General features: G+C 73.2%; 24 protein-coding genes and 1 pseudogene. 10 read left to right on the top strand and 15 right to left on the bottom strand.

Annotated features, from left to right (window positions below):
• Window positions 1-231, bottom strand: a pseudogene (locus tag ACFWJO_RS31460) (hypothetical protein); the annotation flags it as partial.
• 99 nt (window positions 232-330) lie between these two features.
• Between ACFWJO_RS31460 and lnt the strand changes: the two are divergent.
• A complete protein-coding gene (gene lnt / locus ACFWJO_RS31455) occupies window positions 331-1,950 on the top strand; it encodes an apolipoprotein N-acyltransferase (RefSeq protein WP_386870643.1) in 1,620 nt (539 codons plus the stop codon).
• Window positions 1,951-1,954: 4 nt separating this feature from the next.
• Here the strand turns inward: lnt and ACFWJO_RS31450 are convergent, their stop codons facing one another.
• Window positions 1,955-2,902 (bottom strand): Gfo/Idh/MocA family protein, encoded by a 948-nt coding sequence (locus ACFWJO_RS31450; RefSeq protein WP_386870641.1) that lies wholly within the window; start codon window positions 2,900-2,902, stop codon window positions 1,955-1,957.
• Between the two features lie 109 nt (window positions 2,903-3,011).
• Window positions 3,012-4,199 carry an FAD-dependent monooxygenase gene (locus ACFWJO_RS31445; protein WP_386870639.1) on the bottom strand — a complete coding sequence of 396 codons (1,188 nt, stop codon included), beginning with the start codon at window positions 4,197-4,199 and terminating at the stop codon, window positions 3,012-3,014.
• 302 nt (window positions 4,200-4,501) lie between these two features.
• Here ACFWJO_RS31445 and ACFWJO_RS31440 point away from each other — a divergent pair, with 302 nt between their 5' ends.
• Both ACFWJO_RS31440 and ACFWJO_RS31435 read left to right on the top strand, forming a co-directional pair.
• Window positions 4,502-5,101 carry a TetR/AcrR family transcriptional regulator gene (locus ACFWJO_RS31440; RefSeq protein ID WP_386870637.1) on the top strand — a complete coding sequence of 200 codons (600 nt, stop codon included), beginning with the start codon at window positions 4,502-4,504 and terminating at the stop codon, window positions 5,099-5,101.
• A 173-nt stretch (window positions 5,102-5,274) separates the two neighbouring features.
• The gene (locus tag ACFWJO_RS31435; protein WP_386870635.1) at window positions 5,275-5,739 is read left to right on the top strand and encodes a hypothetical protein; all 465 of its coding nucleotides are present in this window, start codon (window positions 5,275-5,277) and stop codon (window positions 5,737-5,739) included.
• Between the two features lie 31 nt (window positions 5,740-5,770).
• Here ACFWJO_RS31435 and ACFWJO_RS31430 read toward each other — a convergent pair whose 3' ends face one another.
• The 10 genes from ACFWJO_RS31430 to ACFWJO_RS31385 all read right to left on the bottom strand — a co-directional run bounded on the left by ACFWJO_RS31430 (window position 5,771) and on the right by ACFWJO_RS31385 (window position 14,058).
• Window positions 5,771-6,247 (bottom strand): hypothetical protein, encoded by a 477-nt coding sequence (locus ACFWJO_RS31430; RefSeq protein WP_385689957.1) that lies wholly within the window; start codon window positions 6,245-6,247, stop codon window positions 5,771-5,773.
• Window positions 6,248-6,333: 86 nt separating this feature from the next.
• On the bottom strand, window positions 6,334-7,017 hold the full coding sequence (locus ACFWJO_RS31425) for a uracil-DNA glycosylase (RefSeq protein WP_386870633.1): 684 nt from the start codon (window positions 7,015-7,017) through the stop codon (window positions 6,334-6,336).
• Window positions 7,018-7,110: 93 nt separating this feature from the next.
• Window positions 7,111-8,691, bottom strand: coding sequence for an ABC transporter substrate-binding protein (locus ACFWJO_RS31420; protein ID WP_386870631.1), 1,581 nt, complete (start codon window positions 8,689-8,691; stop codon window positions 7,111-7,113).
• Window positions 8,692-8,839: 148 nt separating this feature from the next.
• Window positions 8,840-9,607, bottom strand: a complete 768-nt coding sequence (locus ACFWJO_RS31415; protein WP_386870629.1) for an SDR family oxidoreductase — start codon at window positions 9,605-9,607, stop codon at window positions 8,840-8,842.
• 25 nt (window positions 9,608-9,632) lie between these two features.
• Window positions 9,633-10,394: a 3-oxoacyl-ACP reductase FabG gene (gene fabG, locus ACFWJO_RS31410; RefSeq protein WP_386870627.1), complete on the bottom strand. Its 762-nt coding sequence runs from the start codon at window positions 10,392-10,394 to the stop codon at window positions 9,633-9,635.
• Window positions 10,395-10,589: 195 nt separating this feature from the next.
• Entirely contained in the window at window positions 10,590-10,973 is a 384-nt protein-coding gene (locus ACFWJO_RS31405; protein ID WP_386870625.1) for a DUF3037 domain-containing protein, read from the bottom strand.
• The gene (locus tag ACFWJO_RS31400; RefSeq protein WP_386870623.1) at window positions 10,970-11,809 is read right to left on the bottom strand and encodes a HipA family kinase; all 840 of its coding nucleotides are present in this window, start codon (window positions 11,807-11,809) and stop codon (window positions 10,970-10,972) included. Before ACFWJO_RS31400 ends, ACFWJO_RS31405 begins: the two co-directional genes overlap by 4 nt.
• Window positions 11,810-11,924: 115 nt before the next feature.
• Window positions 11,925-12,482: a hypothetical protein gene (locus ACFWJO_RS31395; RefSeq protein WP_386870621.1), complete on the bottom strand. Its 558-nt coding sequence runs from the start codon at window positions 12,480-12,482 to the stop codon at window positions 11,925-11,927.
• 3 nt (window positions 12,483-12,485) lie between these two features.
• Window positions 12,486-12,833, bottom strand: a complete 348-nt coding sequence (locus ACFWJO_RS31390) for a hypothetical protein (RefSeq protein ID WP_386870619.1) — start codon at window positions 12,831-12,833, stop codon at window positions 12,486-12,488.
• A gap of 145 nt (window positions 12,834-12,978) precedes the next feature.
• On the bottom strand, window positions 12,979-14,058 hold the full coding sequence (locus ACFWJO_RS31385) for an ArsR/SmtB family transcription factor (RefSeq protein ID WP_386870617.1): 1,080 nt from the start codon (window positions 14,056-14,058) through the stop codon (window positions 12,979-12,981).
• A gap of 144 nt (window positions 14,059-14,202) precedes the next feature.
• Between ACFWJO_RS31385 and ACFWJO_RS31380 the strand changes: the two genes are divergently transcribed.
• Window positions 14,203-14,337, top strand: a complete 135-nt coding sequence (locus ACFWJO_RS31380) for a hypothetical protein (RefSeq protein ID WP_386870615.1) — start codon at window positions 14,203-14,205, stop codon at window positions 14,335-14,337.
• Window positions 14,334-14,828, top strand: a complete 495-nt coding sequence (locus ACFWJO_RS31375) for a hypothetical protein (protein ID WP_386870613.1) — start codon at window positions 14,334-14,336, stop codon at window positions 14,826-14,828. Before ACFWJO_RS31380 ends, ACFWJO_RS31375 begins: the two co-directional genes overlap by 4 nt.
• Before the next feature lie 67 nt (window positions 14,829-14,895).
• Here ACFWJO_RS31375 and ACFWJO_RS31370 read toward each other — a convergent pair whose 3' ends face one another.
• Complete coding sequence (locus tag ACFWJO_RS31370; RefSeq protein ID WP_386870611.1) at window positions 14,896-15,573, bottom strand: response regulator; 678 nt, start codon at window positions 15,571-15,573, stop codon at window positions 14,896-14,898.
• A gap of 204 nt (window positions 15,574-15,777) precedes the next feature.
• Here ACFWJO_RS31370 and ACFWJO_RS31365 point away from each other — a divergent pair, with 204 nt between their 5' ends.
• The gene (locus tag ACFWJO_RS31365; RefSeq protein ID WP_386870609.1) at window positions 15,778-16,263 is read left to right on the top strand and encodes a pyridoxamine 5'-phosphate oxidase family protein; all 486 of its coding nucleotides are present in this window, start codon (window positions 15,778-15,780) and stop codon (window positions 16,261-16,263) included.
• Between the two features lie 56 nt (window positions 16,264-16,319).
• On the opposite strand, the gene ACFWJO_RS31360 is transcribed toward ACFWJO_RS31365, so the two are convergent.
• The gene (locus tag ACFWJO_RS31360) at window positions 16,320-18,029 is read right to left on the bottom strand and encodes a GAF domain-containing protein (RefSeq protein WP_386870607.1); all 1,710 of its coding nucleotides are present in this window, start codon (window positions 18,027-18,029) and stop codon (window positions 16,320-16,322) included.
• Window positions 18,030-18,385: 356 nt separating this feature from the next.
• On the opposite strand from ACFWJO_RS31360, the gene ACFWJO_RS31355 reads away from it, so the two are divergent.
• The 4 genes from ACFWJO_RS31355 (at window position 18,386) to ACFWJO_RS31340 (ending at window position 23,061) form a co-directional block, all read left to right on the top strand.
• Complete coding sequence (locus ACFWJO_RS31355) at window positions 18,386-18,949, top strand: CBS domain-containing protein (RefSeq protein ID WP_386870605.1); 564 nt, start codon at window positions 18,386-18,388, stop codon at window positions 18,947-18,949.
• Window positions 18,950-19,041: 92 nt separating this feature from the next.
• Complete coding sequence (locus ACFWJO_RS31350) at window positions 19,042-19,548, top strand: hypothetical protein (protein WP_386870603.1); 507 nt, start codon at window positions 19,042-19,044, stop codon at window positions 19,546-19,548.
• A 55-nt stretch (window positions 19,549-19,603) separates the two neighbouring features.
• Window positions 19,604-21,124: a flotillin family protein gene (locus ACFWJO_RS31345; RefSeq protein ID WP_386870601.1), complete on the top strand. Its 1,521-nt coding sequence runs from the start codon at window positions 19,604-19,606 to the stop codon at window positions 21,122-21,124.
• A gap of 95 nt (window positions 21,125-21,219) precedes the next feature.
• Entirely contained in the window at window positions 21,220-23,061 is a 1,842-nt protein-coding gene (locus ACFWJO_RS31340; RefSeq protein ID WP_386870599.1) for a potassium channel family protein, read from the top strand.
• The last annotated feature ends 57 nt before the right edge of the window (window positions 23,062-23,118 follow it).

The following is a 23,118-nucleotide window of genomic DNA, read 5'->3' as shown; positions in this document are numbered from 1 at the left end:
CCCGTCACGGCGCCCGTCACGGCCCCCGTCACGGAGGCCGGGCCCGAGGACGAAGCCGGGGACGAGACCGGGCCCGGGACCGAGGTCGGGCCCCCCGCCGGAGCGGGCCACGACGGCGGTCGGGCTGACCGGGCCGGTGGCGGCAGCGGCGGCGAGGCCGCCGGGCGGGACGGGGACGCGGGCGGAAGCCCGGGCAAGAGCACGGGCGAGGCCGCCGGGCGGGACGGGCACGCGGGCGGAAGGGGGCGCACAGGTCCTGGCGCGGGCCCCGGCCGTGGCCCGCGCGCCCCGCGTCGGGGCCGGGGTGTCGGGCGGTCTGCCGGTGCGCTCGTGCTCGGGGCTCTGCCCGCGCTCGCCTTTCCCGAGCCCGGTCTGTGGTGGTGGGCGTTCCTCGCGCTCGTGCCTTGGCTGCTGCTGATCCGCGGCGCTCCGGACCCGCGCCGGGCCGGGTACGACGGGTGGTGCGGCGGCTTCGGCTTCATGCTCGCCATGCACCACTGGCTGCTGCCGAGCCTGCACGTCTTCCTGCCGGTGATCGCCGCGCTGCTCGGCCTGCTGTGGTTGCCGTGGGCCCGGCTGGTGCGGGTGATGCTGCGGGGCACGCCGTCGCCGCGCCGGGCGGCGGCCGCGCTGTTCGTGGTGCCCTCCGGCTGGCTCCTGGTCGAGCTGGTCCGCTCGTGGCAGGGCCTGGGCGGTCCGTGGGGACTGCTCGGGGCGAGCCAGTGGCAGGTGCCGGCGGAGCTGCGGCTCGCCGCGGTCGGCGGCGTGTGGCTGGTGAGCTTCCTGGTGGTCGCCGTGAACACGGCCGTCGCGCTGCTCGTGGCCGTGCCGCGGCTGCGGCCGGTCGCGGTGGCCGGTCTGGCCGGTTGCGCCCTGGTGGCCGGCCTCGGCTGGTGGGCCGGGGCGCCGCCACGCGAAGCGGGCACGGTGCGGGTCGCGGTCGTGCAGCCCGGAGTGATCGGGTCGCCGGGTCAGCGCTTCGACCGGGGCGAGGAGCTGACCAGATCGCTCGCCGGGCAGCGGCTCGACCTGGTGGTGTGGGGCGAGAGCAGCGTCGGCGTGGACCTGGTGTCCCGGCCGGACTTCGCGGCCCGGCTGACCGCGCTCTCCCGCGCCGTGGACGCGCCGCTCCTGGTGAACGTGGACGCCCGCCGCTCCGACCGCCAAGGGATCTTCAAGAGCGCGATCCTGGTGAGTGAGGACGGGCCGACGCGGGAGCGCTACGACAAGATGCGGCTCGTCCCCTTCGGCGAGTACGTCCCGGCCCGTGCCGTGCTCGGCTGGGCCACCTCGGTCGGCAAGGCGGCGGGCGAGGACCGGCGGCGCGGCACGGCGCCGGTCGTGATGACGCTGCCCGGCACGGCCGGGCCCGGTCCGGCGGGGCTGCGGATCGGGCCGCTGATCTGCTTCGAGACCGCCTTCCCCGACATGAGTCGCCGGCTCGCCCGGGACGGCGCCGACGTGGTCGTCGCGCAGTCGTCGACCTCGACGTTCCAGGACAGCTGGGCGCCGGCCCAGCACGCCTCGCTCGGCGCGCTGCGGGCGGCGGAGACGGGGCGGCCGGTGGTGCACGCGACGCTGTCCGGGGTCAGCGCCGCGTACGGGCCGGACGGGCGCCGCATCGGCCCGGTGCTGGGCACCGGCAGCAGCGCCGCCGCCGTCTACGAGCTGCCGCTCGCCCGGGGCGGCACGCCGTACGAACGGCTCGGCGACTGGGCGGTGTACGGGGCGGTGGCCGTGACCGTCCTCGTCGTCGCGGCGGGCCTGCCGTGGGGCGGCGCGCTCCGGCGGTTCCGGCGGGACCTGGACGCGCACGAGCCTCCGGGCACGGCCCCGGACGCGGGGACGGCCCCGGACGCACGCCCCGACGCACGCCCGGGCCGGGGTCAGGGCCCGGGTCGGGGTGAGGGCCCGGGCCGGGGTGAGGGCCCGGATTCCTCGGAGCGGTGACGGCTCAGTAGGTCTGGGAGTCCTGGGAGTCCTGGGGCGGGGTCTGGGACCGGTCCTGGGACAGCGCCTCGCGCACCACGTACTCGCACAGCTCGTGGGTCCGCAGCGCGTCCCGCGCGCTGAGCCGGCGTCCCTCCCGCACGGCGTCGAGGAAGGCGAGCACGGCCTGCTCGATGCCGCGCTGACGGGCCACCGGCACCCAGTCGCCGCGCCGCCGCACGCTCGGCTGGCCCTTGTGGTCGATGATCTCGGCGAGGTTGAGGACCTGCCGCTTGGTGTCCTGGCCCGAGACCTCCAGGATCTCCTCGGTGGAGCCGTTCAGCCGGTTCATGATGCCGATGGCGGTGAAGCCGTCCCCGGAGAGCTGGAGCACGACGTGGTGCAGCAGCCCGTCGCGGATCCTGGCGCGCACGTCGGTGTGCTCGACCTCGCCGGGCAGCAGGAAGCGCAGGGTGTCGACGACGTGGATGAAGTCGTCGAGGACGAAGGTGCGGGGGTCCTCGGGCAGTCCGATGCGGTTCTTCTGCATGAGGATCAGTTCGCGCGGGTGGTCGAGGCACTGGGCGTAGCCGGGCGCGAGCCGGCGGTTGAAGCCGACGGCGAGACCGACGCCGCGCTTCTCGGCGAGCTCCACCAGGGCCTCGGACTCGGCGTACTCGTAGGCGAGCGGCTTGTCGACGTACGTGGGCACGTCGGCCTCCAGGAGCCGGGTGACGATCTCGGCGTGCACGGAGGTCGGCGCGTGCACGAAGGCGGCGTCGAGGCCGGCGGCGATCAGCGAGTCGAGGTCGAGGTGGCGCCGGTCCGCGGGCAGGTGGAGGCTGTCGCCGACCGCGTCGAGGGTGGCGGGCGTGCGGGTCTGGAGGTGGAGTTCGACCCCGGGAAGGGTGGCCAGGACGGGCAGATAGGCCTTGCGCGCGATGTCGCCGAGTCCGATGCAGCCGACCTTCACGGGGTCTCCTTCTTGTTCGTCGCGGTGCGGGCGTTCTTGTTCGTCGCGGTGTGGCGTTCCTGGTGCGGCCTGCGCGTTCCGGTGCTCGCGGCGCGGGCGTTCGCGCCGGTCAGCTTACGCGGGAGGACTGGGCGGCGACCGGCGGCCGCCAGTCCGCGATGCCGTCGAAGCCGCGGAGGACCAGGCCGGGCCCGAAGCGGGAGACGGCGATCACGGCGGCGTCCCGCAGGGCGACGGCGGGACGGGCGGAGAGCAGTGCGAGCCGGCCGGTGCGGGCGGCCTTGCGCACCAGGGCGGTGGTCCGGGGCAGCCGGTCGGCGGTGTACGCGGCGAGCGCGGCCGGTACGGGCAGGCCGCCGCCGGCGTGGTGGGCGAGGACGACGGCGTCCTCGATCGCCTGGTTGCCGCCCTGTCCCAGGGTCGGCTGCATGGCGTGGGCGGCATCGCCGAGGAGGGCGCTGCGGCCGGCGTGGAAGGCGGGCAGCGGGTCGATGAGGTGGTGGACGTCGTGGCGCAGGATCGTGGTCTCGTCGGCGGCGTCCAGGATCGCGGGTACGGGGTGGTGCCAGTCGCCGAACAGCCGCAGGAGTTCGGCCTTCTCCCCGTCGGGCGCGTGGGCGCCGGCGGGGGCCGCGGCCATGGCGTACGCGTAGACCCGGCCGTCCTTGAGCGGCTGGCTGCCCCAGAGGCGGGCCGGGCCCCAGGTCTCGTGCGGGGCGAAGGGCCGCTCCGGCGCGGGGATGACGGTGCGCCAGGTGGTGAAGCCGGAGTAGCGGGGTCCGGGATGCGCGGGGAAGAGGGCGGTGCGGGTGGCGGAGCGGATGCCGTCCGCGGCGATCAGGAGGTCCGCCTCGATCTCGCCGTCGCCGGTGCTGACGCGGGCGGGCCGCCGGGTGTCGCCGGCGTCGGCCAGGGCGGCGGGGGTTCCGGTGCGGACGGTGCCGTCGGGCAGGGCGGAGACGAGCAGGTCGACGAGGGTGGCGCGGTGCAGCAGCACGAGCGGGCCGCCGAAGCGGGCGGCGGCGGCGCCGGCGTCGGTGCGGGCGAGCCAGCGGCCGTCGGGTCGCCGCATGCCGCCGTCGCCCTGCCAGGCGGCCAGCTCGCGGATCCGGTCGCCGAGGCCGATCACGTCGAGGGCGCGCAGGGCGTTGGGGGCGAGGCCGATGCCGGCGCCGACGGGGGCGAGGCCGTCGGCGCGTTCGAGGACGGTGACGTCCCAGCCGCGTCCGCGCAGGGCTATCGCGGCGGTGAGACCGCCGATGCCCGCTCCGACGACGACCGCACGGTGCTGTTCCATGACTCCCCCTCGGGGACGACGGGACACGAGGACGACGGCCACTCACCTCGGCACCCGGAGACCCGGACACCCAGGCTGGAGACCCGGAGACCCGGACACCCAGCCCGGACAACCGGACACCCGGCCCGGACGCCTGGACGCCCGGACGGCCGCGCACGAAGCCCCCGGACGGCCGGGCACGGAGCACCCCGGCACCCGAGCACCGCGATGCCCGCACACCCCGGACTACAGGTGTAGTGACCCCTTCACCGTACTACACCTGTAGTCGAAGCGGCAGCGGCAGGTCGCATAGGTTGGTGCCCATGACCGCCGCACCCGCCCCCGACGCCCCGCTCACCCGCGCCGACCGCATCGGCGACGCCGCCCTCGACCTGCTCGTCGAGCGCGGGATGCGCGGGCTCACCCACCGCGCCGTCGACGAGCGGGCCGGTCTCCCGCAGGGCTCCACCTCGAACCACGCCCGCACCCGGCAGGCCCTCCTGGAGACCGCCGTACGGCGCCAGGTCCAGCGCGAGGCGGCCGTCCTCGCCCCGCACGAGCTGCCCGCCGCGGACACAGGTCCCGATGGGCTGGCCGACGCTCTCGCCCTCGCCCTGCACCGCTATCTGACGGACCACCGGGCGCTGCTCGTCTCCCGCTACGAACTCGCCCTGGAAGCCACCCGCCGCCCCGAGCTGCGCTCCTTCTTCGACTCCGCGGGAGCGGTCTTCCACGGCCCGCTGATCGCGATGATGCGCGCGGCCGGCTCCGCCTCCCCCGAGCGCCACGCGCTCTCCCTCATCGCGTGGAGCGAGGGCCTGATGTTCTCCTGCGCGGCCGGCTCCTTCCACGCGGCCGTGCCGAGCCGCGCGGAGCTGCGGACCGGCTACGACGAGTTGCTGCGCGGGATGCTGGGCGGGTGACTCGTCGTCACGCAGCTGCCCGCGGCCTGCTTCTTCGGCCGGGGGCCACTGAACGCCGGGCTTCCCCAGCCCCGCGCGGGTCAGGGTCAGCCTGCGCGCGATGATCACTCATGCGGGGCATTCCCCGCGAGTAGGGGCGCGCGGGAGGCGCGCCGAGCTGCAAAGTGGCGCGGGTGCGTAGAACCCGAACCACAGTGACGCTGCTCGCGGGGGTGGCGATGGCCGCCCTCTCGGGCTGCATGGCGGTCGAACCGCCGCCCTCGGTCCCCCCGCCCGCCTCCCCCGGCAGTCCGGCCTCTGCCGACGGCCCGGACGTCGCTCCGCAGATCGTCCAGGGCCCCGCCCGGGAGGCCCTGGAGGCGGCGATGCCGGATCCTCCGGAGCCCGAGCCGCGCTCGGCCGTGGAGCGGCGGCGGGCCGAGGGCGGGCAGGCCCCCGACCGGCCCCGCCGCAGCGAACAGCCCCGCCCCTCCGCCGTACCGAAGCAGCAGAAGCCACGGCACCCGGCCGCCGAACCGCCGGACGTGCCGAGGGTTCCGCGCGACCGGGACGAGGTGTGCGCCCTGGGTCAGGCGTACGGAGGCTGGAGCCCCGACAGCCCGCAGGCGAAGCTGTGCCGGGGCCACCACGGCCACTGAGCCCGGCCCCCGAGGACGCCGGGAGCGTCCCCTACGAGCGCCGCTCCCGGAGCCGTAGCTCGAGCCGCTCGATCGCGGCCCGCACCCCGTTGCCGTAGCCGTCGTCGTCCAGCACCACGGAGGCGGCACGGGCCCGGTCCAGATGGACGCGGGCCGCGTCGAGGCGGTCGAGCTTCACGTAGTCGGCGGCGAGGTTGAGGTGGAGCGACGGATACAGGGCCCGCAGCGCCACGGCCGAGTCGTGCCGGGCGAGCCGGTCCTCGTCGAGGCCTTCGGCGGCGGTCAGCGCGCGCAGGTCCCAGGCGAGCTCGGTGTCCGGGTCGTCCTGGGCGTCCGCCATGTAATGGGCGAGCGTGCAGCGGTGCAGCGGGTCGCCGTCCGGGCCCAGCTGGTCCCAGATCGCGCCGAAGCGGTTCCGGGCCTCCTCCCGGTCGCCGCCGTGGAGCAGCATCATCGCCTGCCCGATCCTGGTCATGACGGCGTCGTCCGACACCTGCTGCCCGGTCATCACGGCCTCCACGCGTTCGGTCCCCCTCCGAGCCTGCCGGATCCGGCGCCCCGTGACCGCACACGGCGCGCCGGATCCGGGTGAGGTCAGCCGAGGTCCGGGATGCGCCAGTCGATCGGTGCGTGTCCCTGGGCGGCGACGGCCGCGTTGATCTGCGTGAAGGGCTGGGAGCCGAAGAACTTCTTCGCCGACAGCGGCGAGGGGTGGGCGCCCTTCACCACCACGTGCCGCTCCTCGTCGATGAGCGGGAGCTTCTTCTGGGCGTAGTTGCCCCACAGCACGAAGACGGCCGGGTCGGGGCGGGAGGCGACGGCCTTGATGACGGCGTCGGTGAACTTCTCCCAGCCCTTGCCCTTGTGCGAGTTGGCCTCGCCGGAGCGGACCGTGAGCACCGCGTTGAGCAGCAGGACGCCCTGCTGGGCCCACGGCATCAGATAGCCGTTGTCCGGGATGGGGTGGCCGAGCTCGGCCTGCATCTCCTTGTAGATGTTGCGCAGCGAGGGCGGGGTCTTGACGCCCGGCCGGACGGAGAAGCACAGGCCGTGGCCCTGGCCCTCGCCGTGGTACGGGTCCTGGCCCAGGATCAGGACCTTCACCTGGTCGAAGGGGGTGGCGGCGAGGGCGGCGAAGACCTCCTCGCGCGGCGGGAAGACCGGTCCCCTGGCCCGCTCCTCCTCGACGAACTCGGTGAGCTCCTTGAAATAGGGCTGCTCCAGCTCTTCGCCGAGGACGCCGCGCCAGGACTCGGGCAGCAGGTCGGTGTCGGTCACGTCAGGATCCTCCGGTGGGCGTTCGTTTACTCCGAACGAGAACCTACCGGTGCCCACTGACAACGCCGTCCGCCGCCCGGGTCCCGCGGGGTGCTACCAGCTGGTGCGGCGGCTCAGCTCCCACATCTGCATGACGGTCTGCGGGTCGAGGGCCCGCTCGCCGCCCGCGATGTCCTCGCTGGCCGCGACGTAGAGCTTGCCCTGCCACAGCGGCAGCAGCCGGACGTCCTGCACCATGATCTCCTGCGCCTGCGTGAACTCGTCCGTGACGGCCGCGCGGTCGCTCTCGCGCCGGGACTTCGGGAGGAGTTCGTCGGTGATCTCAGGGCTGACGTAGGGCGTGCCGAGGACGTTCTTCTTGCCCACGAAGGGGGCGATGAAGTTGTCCGGGTCGGGGAAGTCGGGGAACCAGCCGCGGCCGAAGACCGGGTACTCGCCCTTCTGGTAGCCCGCCTGGAACTCCTTCCACGGCTTGCCGTGGAGGGTGACCTCGAACAGCTCGGAGGCTTCCAGCTGGCGCTTGAGCTCGGCGAACTCGGGCGCGGTGGAGGAACCGTAGCGGTCGGTGGTGTACCAGAAGTCCAGCTTCACGGGCTCGGTGATGCCGGCGGAGCGCAGGATGCTCTTGGCCTTGGCGGCGTCGGGCGAGCCGAAGCGGTCGTAGAACTTGGTGGTGTGACCGGCGATGCCCTTGGGAACCATCGAGTACAGCGGCTCGGCGGTGCCCTGGTAGACCTTGTTGACCAGTTCGTCGCGGTTGACGAGCTGGGCGATGGCCTTGCGGACGGCGAGCTTGGCGACCGAGGAGTCCTTGGTGTTGAAGACCAGGTAGCGGATGTCCGCGCCGGTGGACTCGACGAGCTGGAGGCCCTGGTTCTCCGGCGTGTCGGCCTGGAGGTCGACGACCTCGGCCGCGGTCAGACCGCGGTAGGTCGCGTCGATCTCCTTCTTCTTCAGGGCGGCGACCATCGGCTCGGACTCCTTGAAGTACCGGATGGTCACGCCGCCGTTCTTGCGGTCGGCGAAGCCCTTGTAGCTCTGGTTGCGGCTGAGCTCGGCCTTCTCGCCCTCGGTGTACGAGTCGAGGACGTACGGGCCGGAGCCGACCAGCTTGCCGTCCTCGCGGAGCTTGTCCGCCGGGTACTCGGCCGGGTCGACGAGGGACATGGCCGGGGTGGCGAGGACGAAGGGGAAGGTCGCGTCGGGCTGGTTGAGCCGGAAGACCACCGTCTGGGGGTCGACCACGTCGATCTTGTCGAGCGAGCCCAGCATGCCGTTGGGGCCGCCCTCGACGTCGATGGTGCGGATCCGCTCGATCGAGTACTTGACGGCCTCGGCGTCCAGCTTGTGACCGTTGGAGAAGGTCAGCCCGTCGTGGATGCGGCACTCGTAGACCCGGCTCGAGGAGCCCTGCTTGAAGGCGCAGTCGGCGGCGTCCGGCTTCGGGATGGTGCTGCCGGTCGGAAAGGCGACGAGGGTCTGGAAGACATTCCGGAAGAGTTCCCAGGAATTGTCCCAGGCGGCCGCCGGATCGAGGGTCGTGGGAGAACTCGTCGTCCCCACGACGATTCTCTGGTCAGCTGCGGATTCACTGTCCGAAAACACACTGCATCCGGACAGGAGGGATATGGACGCAAGGGCTGCAGCGGCCTGCAGACTGGTCCGGTTGAACACGTGCACGCTCCTCGTTCAGCCTGGGGTCGGCCGACCATACCGCAGCGCCCCGCCAGGTCAATGCGCTGCCCTGGCGGGGCACTCGAGGCATTTCTCGTATAACCGGGGCCAAACCGGTCAAGAATTCAGCAGGGTGTCCGGATACCGGTCACCCGACACCGGCGTTCAGGAAAATGCCGCCGTCGACGACCAGCGTCTGACCGGTGATCCAGTCCGACTGGGACGACGTGAGGAAGGCGGCGGCGCCGCCGACGTCGCGCGGCTCGCCGAGCCGGCCGAGCGGGTAGGCGGCGGCCGCCTCGACCTCCCGGCCCTCGTAGAGCGCGGCGGCGAATTTCGTCTTCACCACGGCCGGCGCGATCGCGTTCGCACGGACCGTCGGCGCGAATTCGTGCGCCAGCTGGAGAGTGAGATTGATCATGGCCGCCTTGCTCATTCCGTATGCGCCGACGAACGGCGATGCGGCGATTCCGGCGACCGAGGCGATGTTCACGATCGCCCCTCCGTGATCCTTCTGCCACGCCCGGTAGGTCTGCTGGGCGAAGCCGAGGGCCGAGATGACGTTGGTCTCGAAGACCTTGCGGGCGACGTTCAGGTCCATCTCGGCGATCGGGCCGAAGACCGGGTTGGTGCCCGCGTTGTTGACCAGGAAGTCGACCCGGCCGAAGGCCTCCATGGTGGCCTCGACCGCGGCGGCCTGGTGGGCCTCGTCGTGGGCCTTGCCGGGGACCGCGATGACCCGGTCGGCGCCGAGCCGCTCCACGGCCTCCTTGAGGGCGTCCTCGCCCCGCCCGGTGATGCAGACCCGGTCGCCGCGGGCCACCAGGGCCTCGGCGACGCCGTAGCCGATGCCCCGGCTCCCGCCGGTGACCAGGGCCACCTTGCCCGAGGGCTCGGGCAGTTCCTTCGTGCTCATGTCTGTGCCTCCTCCGCGTCGCGGGTCAGTTGAGCGGGCCGCCGGCCACGTACATGACCTGGCCGGAGACGAAGCCGGCGTCGTCGCCCGTGAAGAAGGCGATGGCGTTGGCGACGTCCTCGGGGCGGCCGACGCGCTGCACCGGGATCATGGAGGCGGCGGCGGCCTGGAACTCCTCGAAGCCCATGCCGACGCGCTCGGCGGTCTGCGCGGTCATCTCGGTGACGATGAAGCCGGGGGCGACGGCGTTGGCGGTGATGCCGAACTTGCCGAGCTCCTTGGCGAGGGTCTTGGTGAAGCCCTGCAGACCGGCCTTGACGGCCGAGTAGTTGGCCTGGCCGCGGTTGCCGAGCGCCGAGGAGGAGGAGAGCGAGACGATCCGGCCGAAGCCCGCGTCCACCATGTGCTTCTGGCAGGCCTTGGCCATCAGGAACGCGCCCTTGAGGTGCACGTTCATCACGGTGTCCCAGTCGGACTCGGACATCTTGAAGAGCAGGTTGTCGCGAAGCACGCCGGCGTTGTTGACGAGGATGGTGGGCGCGCCGAGCTCGGCGGCGACCCGCGCGACCGCGGCCTCCACCTGGGCGCCGTCGGAGACGTCGCAGCCGACGGCGAGCGCGGTGCCGCCCGCGGCGGTGATCTTCTCGACGGTGTCCTTGCAGGCCGCCTCGTCGAGGTCGAGTACGGCCACGGCGCGGCCCTCGGCCGCGAGCCGGATCGCGGTGGCGGCTCCGATGCCCCGCGCCGCACCGGTGACGACGGCTACGCGCTGCTCGGTGGTGGACATGTGTTCTCCTCGCCCTTGGATCGTCCCTGTGTACGGCCCTACCGCGCGGTCCGCCCACTCCCCCGGGCAACCGCCCTTCGGAGAGGTGAGCGACCGCTTAGTATCGCCCGCAGGACGAGACGCTAGAAGCCCTGGCACCCGGTGTCAACGGCCCACCGGGTGCACAGGATCACTCCGCGTCGCCGGCGACGGGGGTCAGCGCACGAGCAGGTCGAGCAGACGTTCCACCTCGGCCTCGGGGTCGGTGGTCAGGCCGGTGTGCACCGGGCCGGGCTGGACCACGGTCGAGCGCGGGGCGATCAGCCAGCGGAAGCGCCGGCCGGCGTCGTCGCGGGCGGCCTGACCGGCGGCCTCGCCGCCCGTGCAGACCCCCTCGACCGCGTGCAGCGCCGCCCGTACGCCGGTGACGTCGGCCTGCGGGTCGAGGGCGGCCAGCTTGGCCTCGTCCAGGTGGGTGCGGGCGGCCACGAAGGAGCGGGCGCGGCAGTAGACGACCACGCCCGCGTTGAAGCACTCGCCGCGCTCGACGCGCGGCACCACGCGCAGCAGCGCGTACTCGAAGACGTCGCGGTCGGTCACGTGGTGCTGTCCTTCTGGGTGGGGCGGGGGGCGAGGCGTTCGGCGAGCCAGCCCGGGGGCTGCTGCGGGCGCCGCTCGGTGCGCGGGCCGAGGGTGATGCGCTCGTGGATGGTCGCGGCGCGCGGCAGCAGCGCCTCGACGTAGGCGGCGCGCAGTTCGTCGGTGCCGGAGAAGCCGGGCTCGTCGACCAGCCACTCGTCGGGCACGTCCGCGGCGACCTCCTCCAGGAGCTCGCGGGTGACGAGCGGGGCGAGCTCGGCGGCCGCGGCGGCGACGTCGGGCGAGAAGCGCGCGAGGGCGTGGTCGGAGGCGTCGTACGGCTTCGCCGCGGAGGCCTGGGCACCGGGCCAGTTGTGGTGCCAGATCATCGTGGCGCCGTGGTCGATGAGCCACAGGTCCCCGTGCCAGACCAGCATGTTCGGGTTGCGCCAGGAACGGTCGACGTTGTTGATCACCGCGTCGAACCAGACGACGCGTCCGGCCTCCTTCGGGTCGACCTCGTAGGCGAGCGGGTCGAAGCCGAGCGCCCCGGGCAGGAAGTCCATGCCGAGGTTGAGCCCGCCGCTCGCCTTGAGGAGCTCCTGCACCTCCTGGTCGGGCTCGGAGAGCCCGATGACGGGATCGAGCTCGATGGCGACGAGTTCCGGCACCCTCATCCCGAGCCGCCGGGCCAACTGCCCGCAGATGACCTCGGCGACGAGGGTCTTGCGCCCCTGCCCGGCGCCCGTGAACTTCATGACGTACGTGCCGAGATCGTCGGCCTCGACGATCCCGGGGAGCGAGCCGCCCTCACGCAAGGGCGTGACGTAGCGGGTCGCTGTCACTTCGGTAAGCATCAGCCCAGGCTATGCCCCGCTCCCCGGTGCCCGTGGGCTCCCCCACCGCGGGGCCGCGTACGCCGCACCGCCCTCGTCGGCGACGAGGGCGGCGGCACCGCCTGCCCCGCCGAGCTCAGAAGCGGAGCGGGACCTCCGCGGGAAGCGTGGGATAGACCCGTGCCCACCGGTCCGTCACACAGTCGACCACGCGCGTCTCGTCCTTCGCCGAGCGGGCGAAGTCCTTCAGGCTGCGCTCCTTCCCCGTCAGCACGACGCCCTCGCGGCTCAGGCAGTCGCCGACCGCCGCCCGCAGCGGCGCCTCCATCACCTGCCGCCGGGCCTCGACGAACGTGGGCTCGACCATCGACAGGTGGGAGAGGTTGCAGCGCTGCACGGCGTTGTTGTACGTCTCCGGCTCACCGCTGGGCGTGATGGCGTAGATCAGTGTCAGATTGTCCGCGGGGCTGAGGACGGGCTCGGTGACCGGATAGCCGGCGTCCCTGACGCAGGACACGAAGCGTCCCATGGCCGTGCGGTATTCGGCCGCGCTGACCCGGCCGTCCTTCAGCGCCCACTCCTGCCCCGGAAGGGGTATGTCGCCGGTCGCCCCGCCACCGTCCGGGCCGGCTGCCTGAGCACAGCCCGAGACGGTGGCCAGGAGCAGCGCGACGACCAGCGTCGCCCTGCGCATGGGTCAGGAGTAGGTGACGTTGCAGCCGTCGCAGCCCCAGTGCAGGCCGTTGCGGGCCGAGACGGTGGAGCTGTAGCTGGCGTACGCGGAGCTGCTGGTGCCGTACACGCGGGTGGTCCAGTAGCCGTCGCTCCTCACCAGGGCCGCGCTCAGCCTGCCGGCGCAGGTGCCGGAGGACTTCGCGGTCTGCGCCCAGCTCTTGGAGCCGGTGAAACCGCTGGAGACGTAGTTCTTGCCGCAACTGCGCTCGACCGTACGGTTGTTGCCGAGCGCCTGGGCGTCGGTCGCGGCGAGCAGGGGCGCGACGGCGACCATCGCCGTCAGGCCGAACGCCGCCACGGACTTCCGCATGGACGAAAGGGAGATCACTGCCACTGGGTCTCACGATCCTCTCAGGTCCGTAGGTTCCTGGGTGGAACCGACAGGAGCGACGCTACGGATCGTGCCGAGGCGGTCGAACCCTTTGCGTTCTGGCGCAATAGCCGCCCGCCTCCGCTCAGACGCCGTGCACCAGCCCCGTACCCAGCGCCGTGCGCGTGTGCCGGACGGATCCGCCCAGCCGCTCGCTGACCACCAGGCCGGCCCGGCGCAGCGCGGCGGCGTGGCGGCTGGCCGTGGAGAGGGAGGTGCACAGGCGCGCGGCGAGCTCGGTGGTGCTGTGCGAGCGGTCGAGGAAGCGCAGGGCGGCGGCCCGGGTCGGCCCGATGAGCTCGTCGAGACCGTCGAATCCGGTGGAACGGTCGCGGTCGTTGCGACTGTTGCGTCCGTTGCGGCCGCTGGGGCTGGTGGGGCCGTCGAGGCCGGTCTCGCCGAAACCGCCCGTTCCCGATCCACCGTCGTCCGGCCTCGGGATCCACAACGGCTCCCGCGCCACCGGAAAGACCAGGGTCGGCGGCAGCCCCGGATCGGCGAGGGCGATCGGATGGTTGTGGCAGAAGAAGCTGGGGACCAGCAGCAGGCCGCGCCCGTCCAGGTCGAGCCGCTGAGCGACCGGATACTCCACCTCCAGCACCGGCGGCCGCCACCGCATCTGGGGCCCGAGGCTGCCCAGCAGTTCCTCGCTGCCCTGCTCGACGAACCGCCGCGCATGGCGGTTCGCGTCGCGCTGGGCGACCACCGCGCCGACGGGGGCGTGCGGCGCCAGGGCGTGGGCGTGGTAGCCGCGTAACGCGCGCCCGAGCCGGCGAAGGGCTTCCGGCCGCCCGGCGGCCACGTCGTCGAGCCACACCGCCGGACCCGGCCGGGACTGCGCGAGCCGGCCGATCTCCGCCCGCAACCGGCCCTTGCCCGTGGACAGCACCTGATCGACTCCGTCCTCCAGGGACGTGACGTGACCGGGCGGCGTCAGGAAGTCGGGGAAGTACGAGCTGATCGGGACGAGCGCCGTCAGAAGGTGCACGTCCCGGCCCATGCCCGCGCGGGCCAGCTGCTTGCGGGCCAGGCGGCTCCAGGGTGCGAAGAAGGGGTCGGGGTCGACGAGCTGATGGAGACTCAGCACGGTCTCCCACATGACGTCCGGCTCGGCCGCGAGCCGGACCCGCCCGAGATCGGCACCGCTGAATCGAATCCGGAGCACGACCCCGCCCCCTCGATCGGTCATGTCAGGTGGTCTGAGGCCCAGATGAACCCAGCGCCCTAAACACCCCATGAACGTCCCCTTGTCGGCGTCGCCGATCAACGGGTCGTCCGATGTGAGCACCGTCGCCGCTACAGTGCCGCCATGACGACCGCGCCTCAGCTCAGGTTCCCGTCCCTCGTCGACGACCGGGCGGAAGCCGGGTCCGACGGACGGTCCCAGGGCGTTCCCACGCCGGGACCGGACGCCTCGAAGCTCGTCGTCAGGGCGGCACGTTGAGCGAGGAACCCGTCTTCGTCCGCAGCAGGTGGGGCACCAGCCGGTACGTCTACAACCACCGCAACCCCGTGGGTCTCGCGCTCATCATCCTCACGCCGCTCGTCGCGCTCGGCCTGCTGTTCGGCATGCGGGCCGGGTCGACGTGGAGCGAAGGCGAGCTTCGCGACGCCGTCCGCCAGGGTGTCGCGGATCTGGACGGCAGACGGCACTACACCAGCCTGGAGAGCAACCACGGCTTCCTGATCGCGGAGGCGGTCCGGGAAAGCGGCATCGGGCCGGGGCACGGCGTCGAAACGCGCGAGGAGCATGACGGGCGCTACACCGTCAGCACGGACGACACCGAAACGGAGTACTGCGTCCACATCACGCTGACCCTGGACGAGCAACCCCCGGTGCTCATTCCCGGGGCCGAGGACCTGCCGCCCCCCAGCCCCGGCATGCTCGCCTTCTACCTCTCCCACGCGACCTTCAGCGAGGGCGCCTGCCACTGACTCCGCGCTCTTTCGAAGCCCAGACCGGAAGCGCTGGTGCGCGGCCGGTACGGAGGCGCGTGGGCGGCTAGGAGCTCAGTGCCTGCGTGGCGAGGACGGCCGCCTGGACCCGGCGTTCCACACCCAGCTTGGCCAGCAGCCGGGAGACGTTGTTCTTCACCGTCTTCTCCGCAAGGAAGAGCCGCGTCCCGATCTCCCGGTTGGTCAGCCCCTCCCCCACCAGCGCGAGGATCTCCCGCTCCCGGTCCGTCAGTCCGGGCAGGCCCTGCGGCTGCTCCTCCTGCGCGGGGCCGCCGCGCAGCCGGGCCATGACCCGTGCCGTGGCACCGGGGTCCAGCATGGACTTCCCGGAGGCGACCGTACGGACGGCTGTCACCAGGTCGGTACCGGTGATCTGCTTCAGGACGTAGCCGGACGCTCCGGCCATGATCGCGTCGAGCAAGGCCTCCTCGTCGTCGAACGACGTCAGCATCAGACACGCCAGTCCGGGCATCCGCGACAGCAGTTCGCGGCAGACGCTCACTCCGTCGCCGTCCGGCAGGCGTACGTCCAGGACGGCGACGTCCGGTCGCAGCGCGGGCACCCGGACGAGGGCCTGCGCGGCGGTACCCGCCTCCCCCACCACCGTCAGGTCGGGCTCGGCGTCGAGCAGGTCGTGCACACCCCGGCGCACCACCTCGTGGTCGTCGAGCAGGAAGACCCTGACCGGTTCCTTCGCGGTGTGGTCGCCGCTGGTGTCCGTCATCCCACGCTCCTCGTTCGCCTGGTCCTCCGCCACGGGCGGATCCGTGTGCATCCTGCCCCGCGAGCGGGACCGTCGACAGGGCCGTTCGGCCCTCTTTCCCGGCGAGGGACCTTCGGCCCTGTCGCAGGCCGCCGAACCCGGCGGACGCTGGCCGAAAGGCAGCGAAAGTGCCTCGGGAGCGAGCGGGAGCAGAGGGCGGACGCGATGAAGGACGAAGCCACCCGGCGAACGGCGGACGACCACCGTGCGGCCGTGGGCCACCACCCTGCGGCCGTGGCGCCCCGGCGTACCGCGCAGCTCGACCGCTTCGAGGCGCTGCGTCTGCTCGGCACCGTCTCCCTGGGGCGCATCGTCTTCACGCAGCAGGCGCTGCCGGCTGTGCGGCCGGTCAACCATCTGATGGACGGCGAGGACATCATCGTCCGGCTGCACGACGGCGCGACGCTCGCCTCCCTCGTGGCGCCCGCCGACGCCACGGGTGTCGTGGTGGCGTACGAGGCGGACGCCATCGACCCCGAGACGCACATCGGCTGGAGCGTCGTGGTCACCGGGTTCGCCCGTCGCGTGACCGACGAGCGCGAACTCGCCGATTTCGCCTCCCGTCTGCGCCCCTGGGTGGACCACCCCGTCATGAACGCGGCCCTGCGCATCCGGCCGGACCTGGTGACGGGCCTTCAGCTGGCCCCGTGACGCGTACCCGCGCCGCTCCCGGCCACGGAGTGACGGCGAGGTCCGTGGTCACCCCGTCAGATCGCCGGTTCCTGCGGCTGTCCGGCGGGGGCGGCGGTCAGCGGCGCCCGCCACAGGAGCCGGCTGCCGCCCTCCTCGGGACGTTCTGTCCGGAGGGTGCCGCCCAGGCTCCCGGCCCGCTCCTCGAGGTTGCGCAGTCCGCTGCGCCGGCCGTCCGCGGGGATGCCCCGGCCGTTGTCGGACACCGTGAGCAGGACTTCGTCACCCGTCGCCTGCAGGGAGACCTCGACGCGCGTCGCGTGGGCGTGGCGGGCGACGTTGCTCAGCATCTCGCTGAGGGCCGCCATGACGTGCTCGGCCACCTCCGGCGACACGTCCGTGTCGAGCAGGCCCTCCATGCTCAGGCGGGGCGGGAACCCGAGGGTCGTCGCCGTGTCCCCCACCGCGCGGGCCACGCGTGCCCGCAGGCTCGGCCGCGCGTCGTCCTCGCGGGCCCGCAGTCCGAAGATCGTCGACCGGATGATCTTGATGGTCTCGTCCAGGTCCCCGACCGCCCGTGCCACGCGCTCGGCGGCGCCCTCGTGCCGGACCAGCCGGGCGGCGCTCTGCAGGGTCATGCCGGTCGCGAACAGGCGCTGGATGGCCAGGTCGTGCAGGTCACGGGCGATGCGGTCGCGGTCCTCCAGCAGAGCGAGCTGCTCGGTGTCGCTGCGGCGCCGGGCGAGCTCCAGAGCGAGCGCGGCCTGCCCGGCGAAGGCGAGCAGCGGCTCCAGCTCCTCGTCGGTGAAGACGGGCTGTCCCTGGTGACGGGCGAGCAGCAGGACGCCACGGGTCTCCTCGGTCCCGGTCCCGATGGGGACGGCGACCGCCGGCCCCGTTCCTTCGAAGCGCCGGGGACCCGCGGCGTACCGGTCGTCCTCGGCGAGGCGGACCGTGGTCACGGGCGCACCCGCTCGGTACGCGGCGCCGGACAGCGTGCCCTCGACGGGCACCACCAGGCCGCGGCGCTCGTCGCCGCCCTCGCCGATGGCCAGTTCGACCACCAGGTCCTCGGTCCCGGGGACGGGTACGGACACGTCGGCGAGCGCGGCCCCGGTGATCTCCTGCGCGCGGCGGGCGATGAGTTCCAGGACCTCCCGTCGCGGGCTTCCGGAGAGCAGGTTGCTGGTGACCTCGGCGCCCGCGCGCAGCCAGCGCTGCTGGCGCTTCGAGGCTTCGTACAGTCGCGCGTTGTCGATGGCCACACCGGCGGCGACCGACAGCGTGGAGATGACCGACTCGTCCTCGGCGTCGAAGTCCTGCCCGCCTGCCTTGTCGGTCAGGTAGAGGTTGCCGAAGACCTCGTCGCGTACGCGGATGGGCACGCCCAGAAAGGTCCGCATCGGCGGGTGGTGGGCGGGAAAGCCGTACGACGACTCGTGCGTCGTCAGGTCCGTCAGGCGAAGCGGCTCCGGGTGGCGGATCAGCTCGCCCAGGATGCCGTGCCCGGCCGGCAGGGGCCCGATGCCGGCGATCTCCTCCTCGGTGAGCCCGTGGGTGAGGAACTGCGACAGGGTCCGGCCGTCCGGGCCGATCACGCCGAGGGCACCGTACTGGGCGTCGACGAGGAACGCGGCGGCCTCCACGATGCGCCGCAGGACCTGCGCGAGGTCCAGTTCCCGGCCCACGGAGACGACGGCCTCCAGCAGGCCGTGCACGCGGTCCCGGGTGCCACGGGCCGCGTTGATGCGCGCCTGGAGTTCCTCCAAGAGCTCGTCGAGGCGCATCTGGGGCATCCTCGACAACGGCTCCCCCACGACCACCTGGTCTCCTGACCTCGACCGACCGCACTACCCCGGACAGCGTAGCGGCGTGCGGGCGCGCCCCCTCCGCCGGTGCGGTGCCGGTCGCGGGCTTCGTACGGTGCCGGCCCGGGGACTTCGTACGGTGCCGGCCCGGGGACTCGTACGGTGCCGGCCCGCGGCCTCCTTCGGTGCGGGTCCGGTCGATCACGGGCCGAAAGGCCCGGCGGACGGGTGCTGACCGGTTCTGTCCCGTGCGCCGCCCCGCCCCGCAGGCTGGTGGCAACGCGAGACGACTGGAGACGAGAACCGTGGTCGGACACCGGACCGTGGGAGAAGTGATGACCGGCGAGGTGGTCACGGCCCGCCCGGAGACCTCCGCCGAGGAACTGGCCCGCGTGCTCACCGCGCACCGGATCAGCGGGCTGCCGGTGGTGGACCACGACGACAAGGTCGTGGGGGTGGTCTCCCGGACGGACCTCACCGGGCGGCGGACGGGCCGCGGCCGGGCCGGTGACCTGATGACCAGCCCCGCCGTCACCGTGCATCCCGAGCAACGCGTCGTCGACGCCGCACGCCTCATGGAACGCCGCCGCGTCGACCGGCTGCCGGTGGTGGACGAGGAGGACCGCCTCATCGGCATCACGACCCGACGCGATCTCCTGCGGGTCTTCGTGAGGGAGGACGAGGAGATCCGTGCGGACGTCGTCGGCGCCGTCTCCGCCCTCGTGCCGGCCGCCCGCCCCGGCGACGGGCTCGGCATCGACGTCCGTGAGGGGATGGTCACCATGACCGGGTCGCCGCGACCCGGGGTCGCCGTCTCGGCGTTGGTCCGGGCCGCGTGGCGGGTGGACGGCGTGGTCGGCGTGGTGAACCGGCTGACGTCCGGCATTAAGAGCGCATAAAGATTGCCGTACTCCGGCAGTGAACACCTGCACGACCGCGTGGAACCATCTGCCCAGCGACGGAAAAGCGCGTACGCGACGAGGTGAGGCGCATGAGCTGGTTTCTTGGTCTCGGCATCCTGGGTCTCGTACTGCTGGTCCTGTCCCTCGCGTTCGACGGGGTGCTGGAGGGGGTCCTCGACGGCATCGGCGGGGGAACGGACGGGTTTCTGTCGTTGCCGGTGATCGCCGGGTTCGTGTCGGCTCTCGGGTTCACGGGGGCGATCGTGCTCGGGACCACCGGTACGGGGGCGGGGGTCGCCACCGGTGCGGGCGGGCTCGTGGGGGGCGTCGTGGCCTGGCTGACGTGGAGGTTCAGCCGGACGCTGATGCGCGACGGAGAAGCGCCCGCGCCGCGGGGCGAGGACCTGAGGGGGACGAGCGGCTCGGTGGTGACGGCGATCCCGGCGGGCGGTTACGGCGAGGTGCTGCTGTACCTCGCGGGTCAGCCGGTGAAGTACGCGGCGAAGGCCGCGGTCCCCGTCGCGCGCGGCACGGAGGTGTGGGTCGAGTCCACGCCGTCACCGACGTCCGTCGTCGTCCGCCCCGTCGAACGCTGACCTCGCTCCGCCGTCCACTCGTTCCGTTCCGCTTCTGATCGAAGGGGGTTCCGTGATGAGCCCTGTACTCCTGTCCGCACTCGGCATCGTCGTCCTTCTGGTGCTGCTCGGTCTCGTCGTCGTCACGCGCTACAAGGTCGCGGGGCCCAGCGAGGCGTTCATCGTCACGGGCCGGCGCGGCAAGCGGTCCACCGACCCGACGACGGGGCGGGTGTTCACCGACAACAGCGGCCAGAAGGTCGTGGTCGGCGGCGGGGTCTTCGTCGTGCCCTTCGTGCAGCAGAAGTTCACCCTCGACCTGTCCAGCCGTCACATCCCGGTGGCGGTCCGCGGCGCGGTGACCCTGCGCGGGGTCAAGGCGAACCTGGAGGGCGTCGCGATCGTCAAGGTCGGCGGCACCGAGGACTCCATCCGGGCCGCGGCCCAGCGGTTCCTGATGCAGCAGAACGGCATCGTCGGCTTCACCCAGGAGGTGCTGTCCGGAGCCCTGCGGTCGATCGTGGGCCGCATGTCGGTGGAGGACATCATCCGTGACCGGGCCGCGTTCGCCGGCCAGGTCGCCGAGGAGGCGGAGGCGAGCCTCTCGGGCCAGGGCCTGGTCCTGGACGCCTTCCAGATCCAGGACATCACGACCGAGGGCTCCTACCTGGAGGACCTCGGCCGCCCCGAGGCCGCCCGTGCGAAGCAGGAGGCCGACATCGCCGAGGCGGTCGCCCGGCGCGCGGCCGAACAGGCCCGGCTGAAGGCGGAGGAGGAGATCGCGGTCGCGCAGCGGACGCTGTACCTGAAGCAGGCCGAGATCAAGGCGCAGACCGACGAGGCCGCCGCCCAGGCGAACGCCGCGGGTCCGCTCGCCGAGGCCGCCCGCCGGCAGGACATCCTCACCGAGCAGGAGAAGGTCGCCGCCCGGCAGGCCGCCCTGACCGACCGCCAGCTCGACACCGAGGTCCGCAAGCCCGCCGACGCCGCCCGCTACCGGGCCGAGCAGGAGGCGGAGGCCCACCGCGTCGCGCTGGTGAAGGAGGCCGAGGCCGCCGCCGAGCGCGCCCGCCTGACCGGTGAGGGCGAGAAGGCGCAGCGCGCCGCCCTCGCCGAGGCCGTCCGCATCGAGGGCGAGGCGCAGGCGGCCGCGATCGCGGCGAAGGGGTCCGCCGAGGCGGAGGCCATGCTCAAGAAGGCGGACGCGTTCGGACAGTACGGTGACGCCGCCGTCCTCCAGATGCTGGTCGAGGTCCTGCCGCAGGTCGTCGCCAAGGCCGCGGAGCCGCTCGCCGCGGTCGACAGGATGACCGTCATCTCCACCGACGGGGCGAGCCGGTTGACCAGGACGGTGACGGACAACGTGGCCCAGGGCATGGAACTGCTCTCCTCCGCCACCGGAGTCGACCTCGCCTCGCTCCTCCAGGGCATCACCGGCAGCAGGCCGGCGCCGGACGCCGGCACGGTTCCGGCGACTCCGGCTGCTCCCGCCACTCCGGCTAATCCGGCCGCTCCCGCCACTCCGGCTGCTTCGGCGACTCCCGCCACTCCTGCGGCACCTGCGGTTCCCAGCACGCCGGTCGCCATCACCGATTAGCCGGATAATGCACGGCAACAGGTCCCGACGTCACGGGGGAAGACATGGCCGGGCTGCCCCGTCAGAGTGCCGCGCCGTCAGGTACCGCAGGCCACATGGTGGTCTGCGGCGACGACGGGCTGGCGCGCCGGCTCGCCGACGAGCTGCGGGAGGTCTACCGCCAGCGGGTCGTGCTCGTCGTGCCCGTCGACCACGCCGACGAGCGGGCGGCCGAGGCGGGCACCGCGGACGGCGACACCTGGAGCGGCGCGGCGGTCGTGCCCGTACGGGTGGTGACCGCTCCGGCTCCCACGACCGGGGCGATGCTGCGGGCCGAGGTGGCACGCGCGGCCGCACTGGCACTGGTCTACGAGGACGACGAGACGAACCTCAGGGCGGCGCTCGCGGCCCGTCGCCTGAGCCCCGGGCTGCGGCTCGTCGTCCGCATGTACAACCGCAAGCTGGGCCAGCACCTGGAGGAGCTCCTCGACCAGGCCGCCCTGGTGGCCGCCCCCGGCATGGACCGGGCCGTCCTGGACGCCTCCACGACCGTGCTCTCCGACGCGGACACGGCCGCTCCGGCCCTGGTGGCGACCGCGGTCGCCGACACCGGCAAGGTGGTGCAGGCCGACGGTCTGCTGCTGCGCGCCGCCGAGCGGCCGGTGCCCGGCAGGGGCGAGGTGCCGGACCCGGGGCTGTGCACGCTGGCACTGCTCTCGTCGACCGCCGCGGATCCGGCCGGTTCGGAGGGCTCCGACGCCGCCGGTTCCCCGGCCCCGGAGCTCCTGCCCGACGACCGCACCATACGCGGCGCGACGGCACGCGGCACCGTCGTCCTGGAGGCGGTCCGGCACGCGGGACCCGCGCTTCCGGCCCGGCGGCTGGCGCGGCGGGGTGCTCCGCTCGGGGAGGTGTTCTCGGGCCGGCTGCGGTGGGCGCTCGCCGGCATCGTCGTCGCCGTCCTCGCCCTGTCCGTGACCACGACCGTGCTCACGGACGCGGACCCGCTGCACGCCGCCTACCTGACCCTGCTCGACCTGTTCTCCATCAACGACCCGGCCGTCGACGAGCCGGCCACCCGGCAGGTCCTGCAACTCCTCTCCGGGCTCGTCGGTCTCGCCCTGTTGCCGCTGCTCGTGGCCGGAGCGCTGGAAGCCCTGGGCACCTTCCGCACGGCCACCACCCTGCGGCGCCCGCCACGCGGACTGTCCGGCCACATCGTGCTGCTGGGACTGGGCAAGATCGGCACCCGCGTCCTGGCCCGGCTGCGGGAACTCGGCATCCCCGTCGTCTGCGTGGAGCAGGACCCCGACGCCCGCGGCATCGCCCTGGCCCGCGACCTGGGTGTCCCCGTGGTCCTCGGCGACGTCACCGAGGACGGGGTCCTGGACACCGCCCGCGTCCGCCGTGCCGCCGCCCTCCTGGCCCTGACCAGCTCCGACACCACGAACCTGGAAGCCACCCTCGCCGCGCGGGCGCTCAAGAGCGATCTGCGGGTCGCGCTCCGCCTGTACGACGACGACGTCGCCACCGCCGTCTACCGCACCCTGCGCTCCGCCCATCCGGGTGCCGTCACCCGCAGCCGCAGCGTCTCCCACCTGGCCGCCCCGGCCTTCGCCGGCGCCATGATGGGCCGCCAGATCCTCGGCGCCATACCCGTCGAGCGCAAGGTCCTCCTCTTCGCCGCGGTCCCCGTCGCCGGCCACCCCCAGTTCGAGGGCCGCACCGTGGCGGAAGCCTTCCGGCCCGGTGCGTGGCGCGTCCTCGCCCTCGACACCGCGGGGCCGGAGGCCCGCCACCCCGACCTCGCCCACACGGGCCGCGACGAGCGGCCCTCCCTCCTGTGGGACCTCCATCCCGGGCACGTCCTGCACCCTCAGGACCGCGTCGTCATCGCCGCCACCCGCCGGGGACTCGCCGAACTGCTCGGGAACCGCCCCGCGGACGCCCGTCCCTGAACCGGCCGGACGGCTGTCCGGCATGGGCGGCGAGCGGGCGGAGCCGGACCCGGCCGG

It is taken from the genome of Streptomyces sp. NPDC127092, assembly GCF_042722475.1.
Taxonomy (GTDB): Bacteria; Actinomycetota; Actinomycetes; order Streptomycetales; family Streptomycetaceae; genus Streptomyces.
This window is presented reverse-complemented; position numbering and strand designations above follow the sequence as displayed.

What these genes read in the sequence shown, in the direction of transcription:
- ACFWJO_RS31445 (WP_386870639.1), bottom strand. Translation starts at nt 4,199, where the DNA reads ATGGAACAGCACCGTGCGGTCGTCGTCGGAGCGGGCATCGGCGGTCTC.
- ACFWJO_RS31440 (WP_386870637.1), top strand. Translation starts at nt 4,502, where the DNA reads ATGACCGCCGCACCCGCCCCCGACGCCCCGCTCACCCGCGCCGACCGC.
- ACFWJO_RS31430 (WP_385689957.1), bottom strand. Translation starts at nt 6,247, where the DNA reads ATGACCGGGCAGCAGGTGTCGGACGACGCCGTCATGACCAGGATCGGG.
- ACFWJO_RS31415 (WP_386870629.1), bottom strand. Translation starts at nt 9,607, where the DNA reads ATGAGCACGAAGGAACTGCCCGAGCCCTCGGGCAAGGTGGCCCTGGTC.
- fabG (WP_386870627.1), bottom strand. Translation starts at nt 10,394, where the DNA reads ATGTCCACCACCGAGCAGCGCGTAGCCGTCGTCACCGGTGCGGCGCGG.
- ACFWJO_RS31400 (WP_386870623.1), bottom strand. Translation starts at nt 11,809, where the DNA reads ATGCTTACCGAAGTGACAGCGACCCGCTACGTCACGCCCTTGCGTGAG.
- ACFWJO_RS31395 (WP_386870621.1), bottom strand. Translation starts at nt 12,482, where the DNA reads ATGCGCAGGGCGACGCTGGTCGTCGCGCTGCTCCTGGCCACCGTCTCG.
- ACFWJO_RS31390 (WP_386870619.1), bottom strand. Translation starts at nt 12,833, where the DNA reads ATGCGGAAGTCCGTGGCGGCGTTCGGCCTGACGGCGATGGTCGCCGTC.
- ACFWJO_RS31380 (WP_386870615.1), top strand. Translation starts at nt 14,203, where the DNA reads ATGACGACCGCGCCTCAGCTCAGGTTCCCGTCCCTCGTCGACGACCGG.
- ACFWJO_RS31370 (WP_386870611.1), bottom strand. Translation starts at nt 15,573, where the DNA reads ATGACGGACACCAGCGGCGACCACACCGCGAAGGAACCGGTCAGGGTC.
- ACFWJO_RS31365 (WP_386870609.1), top strand. Translation starts at nt 15,778, where the DNA reads ATGAAGGACGAAGCCACCCGGCGAACGGCGGACGACCACCGTGCGGCC.
- ACFWJO_RS31360 (WP_386870607.1), bottom strand. Translation starts at nt 18,029, where the DNA reads ATGCGCCTCGACGAGCTCTTGGAGGAACTCCAGGCGCGCATCAACGCG.
- ACFWJO_RS31355 (WP_386870605.1), top strand. Translation starts at nt 18,386, where the DNA reads ATGACCGGCGAGGTGGTCACGGCCCGCCCGGAGACCTCCGCCGAGGAA.
- ACFWJO_RS31350 (WP_386870603.1), top strand. Translation starts at nt 19,042, where the DNA reads ATGAGCTGGTTTCTTGGTCTCGGCATCCTGGGTCTCGTACTGCTGGTC.
- ACFWJO_RS31345 (WP_386870601.1), top strand. Translation starts at nt 19,604, where the DNA reads ATGAGCCCTGTACTCCTGTCCGCACTCGGCATCGTCGTCCTTCTGGTG.
- ACFWJO_RS31340 (WP_386870599.1), top strand. Translation starts at nt 21,220, where the DNA reads ATGGTGGTCTGCGGCGACGACGGGCTGGCGCGCCGGCTCGCCGACGAG.